Genomic DNA, 2,849 nt, shown 5'->3' with positions numbered 1-2,849 from the left:
CCGAGCCGCGCACGAAGCCGCCGCCGGTGGCGCGGTCGAGCTCGCCGATGCCCGAAACGATGCGCGGCGCGTCCTCGATGTCGCCGGACAGGCTGGTGAGCACGACGGCACGGCCCTTGCGGGCGTTGCGGGTGTTGGCCGGCCCGGAGCCGATGCCGCCGGCCGTGCCTTCCTCGACCAGCGTGTTCCACTCGCCGCAGGCGTCGCACTTGCCGGCCCAGCGCTGGTGCACCGATCCGCAATTCTGGCAGATGAACTGAACGCGCGATTTAGCCATTAGATGCGGCCCGATATTGGACAGGTCGGCGGGACAGCACCCCCCTCTGTCCTGCCGGACATCTCCCCCAGCAGCTTCGATCCCGGCGCCCATCTTGCAATCTCCGCGATTGGCGAAAGCCGACGCGACAGCTGATCTCCCCCCCTGAGGGGGAGATGGCCGGCAGGCCAGAGGGGGGGCGAAGGAATGAGGCCTTTCTCAAGAGCTCACTCAAACCGATCCGGCAGATGGTGCTCTTCCGCCAGGTCGGAGAAGCGGGTGAATTCGCCGTGGAAGGCGAGGCTGACCGAGCCGGTCGGGCCGTGGCGCTGCTTGGCCACGATCACCTCGGCCTTGCCGCGCATCTCGTTCATCTCGTTTTCCCACTTGACGTATTCCTCGGTGCCGAGTTTCGGCTCGCGGTTCTTGAGGTAGTATTCCTCGCGATAGACGAACAGCACCACGTCGGCGTCCTGCTCGATTGAGCCGGATTCGCGCAGGTCCGAGAGTTGCGGGCGCTTGTCGTCGCGGCTTTCGACCTGACGCGAGAGCTGCGACAGCGCGATGATCGGCACGCCGAGCTCCTTGGCCAGCGCCTTCAGGCCGGTGGTGATCTCGGTGATTTCCTGCACGCGGTTCTGCGAGGCGCGGGCGGAGGAGCCCTGCATCAGCTGGATATAGTCGATGACAATGAGGTCGAGGCCGCGCTGGCGCTTCAGGCGGCGCGCGCGGGCGGAAAGCTGAGCGATCGAGATGCCGCCGGTCTGGTCGATGAACAGCGGGATCTTCTGCATGGTCTGCGAGCAGGCGACCAGCTTTTCGAAATCCATCTCGGAGATCTCGCCGCGACGGATCTTCGACGACGAAATCTCGGTCTGCTCGGAGATGATGCGGGTGGCGAGCTGCTCCGACGACATTTCCAGCGAGAAGAAGCCGACGACGCCGCCATTGGCGGCCTTGAACGAGCCGTCGGCCTGCTGGGCAGGCACATAGGCCTCGGCGATGTTGAAGGCGATGTTGGTGGCGAGCGACGTCTTGCCCATGCCTGGGCGGCCGGCAAGCACGATCAGGTCGGAAGGCTGCAGGCCGCCCATGCGGCGGTCGAGGTCGCGCAGGCCGGTGGCGATGCCGGACAGGCCGCCATCGCGCATATAGGCGGCGTTGGCCATGTCGACGGCGGTCTTGACCGCGTCGGTGAAGCTCTCGAAGCCGCCGTCGTAGCGGCCGGTCTCGGCCAGCTCGAACAGCCGCCGCTCGGCATCCTCGATCTGGTCGGACGGCGACATGTCGACCGGGGCGTCATAGGCGATGTTGACCATGTCCTCGCCGACGGTGATCAGCGCGCGGCGCGTGGCGAGGTCGTAGATGGCGCGGCCATAGTCGGTGGCGTTGACGACGGTGACGGCCTCGACGGCGAGCCGCACGACATATTGCGCCACCGTCATGTCGCCGACCTTTTCGTCCGCGGGCAGGAAGGTCTTCAGCGTGATCGGGGTCGCGATCTTGCCCATGCGGATGAGCTCGGCCGCCACCTCGAATATCCGGCGGTGCAGCGGCTCGTGGAAATGCGCCGGCTTGAGGAAGTCGGAGACCCGGTAAAAGGCGTCGTTGTTGACGAGGATGGCGCCGAGCAGCGCCTGCTCGGCCTCGATGTTGTTCGGTGCCTCGCGATAGAGCGGTTGCTCCGCCACGCCGAATTTGCGCGCTGCCTCAGCCATGATGTCCCCGATTTCGATCCCGACCTCTCGATAGCAAGAACGAGATGAGTCGGTGCTGACCTTTCTGCATCACCCCAAGGCCAATCAGCCTTGATGCCCGCTGTTCACAGGAGCGGCAAACCGTCCACAGGACAGAATTCCCGTGCCCCGATTCCAGTTGACTCGGCAAGGTCGCGATTCTACGCGAAGCTGTGGAACAAATAAAGAACAAATTGTCATTCAAATATCCAGCGAGTCGCCCCAGTCCAGCCGTCGCGCGACCCTGAACGCGTCGCCGTCGCGCTTGCTGAACAGTGTCTCGCCGGCATTGCCGTCAGGCACGCAAAGCTTGAGCATCACCTTGCCGGAGCCGGCCTTCGGCGGCGCGATCACGCGCGCCGGGCGCGCTGGCGCCGGCCGCCGCGAGGCGGCGATGTAGATGAATTTCTCGTCCTCCCACGGCACGTCGGCGTCCTTGGCGAGGCGATGCAGGCGCGAGCGCGCGACGCGGCGCGAGAAATGGCACCAGTCGGGCTGGGCGAGCGGGCAGGGCGCCTCGTGCGGGCAGGGTGCCAGCACATGCGCGCCGGCCTCGATCAATTGCTGGCGCACGGCAAGAATGCGCTGCCAGCCGGCCGGCGTTCCCGGCTCGACGATCAGCAGCGTGCCGGCGGTCAACTGCCAGACTTGGCCAACCAGTTTGGGCAGCGAGGCCGGCACGATCTCGTCCAGCACATAAGCGGCGGTGACGAGATCGGCGGGTTGAAGATCGGCGAGATCGATGGTGGCGTCACCCGCAAGCCATTCCGTCCTGGCGGCGATCGCCTCGGCTGCCAGCGATTGGCCGATCTTGCGCACCGCCGCACTTGCCTCGAGCATCACCGCCGCTGCGAGAT

Annotated in this window: 2 protein-coding genes and 1 pseudogene; all 3 read right to left on the bottom strand. The window is 65.9% G+C overall.

Annotated features, from left to right (window positions below; all coding sequences use genetic code 11):
* Window positions 1-277: pseudogene (locus EN742_RS30405) on the bottom strand (DNA repair protein RadA); the annotation flags it as partial.
* Window positions 278-483: 206 nt separating this feature from the next.
* On the bottom strand, window positions 484-1,974 hold the full coding sequence (locus EN742_RS30400; protein ID WP_126055660.1) for a replicative DNA helicase: 1,491 nt from the start codon (window positions 1,972-1,974) through the stop codon (window positions 484-486).
* A gap of 219 nt (window positions 1,975-2,193) precedes the next feature.
* The coding region (locus tag EN742_RS30395) for a small ribosomal subunit Rsm22 family protein (RefSeq protein ID WP_128333633.1) at window positions 2,194-2,849 on the bottom strand (656 nt) is incomplete at its 5' end.

The organism is Mesorhizobium sp. M4A.F.Ca.ET.020.02.1.1 (assembly GCF_004022645.1).
Classification (GTDB): domain Bacteria; phylum Pseudomonadota; class Alphaproteobacteria; order Rhizobiales; family Rhizobiaceae; genus Mesorhizobium.
This window is presented reverse-complemented; position numbering and strand designations above follow the sequence as displayed.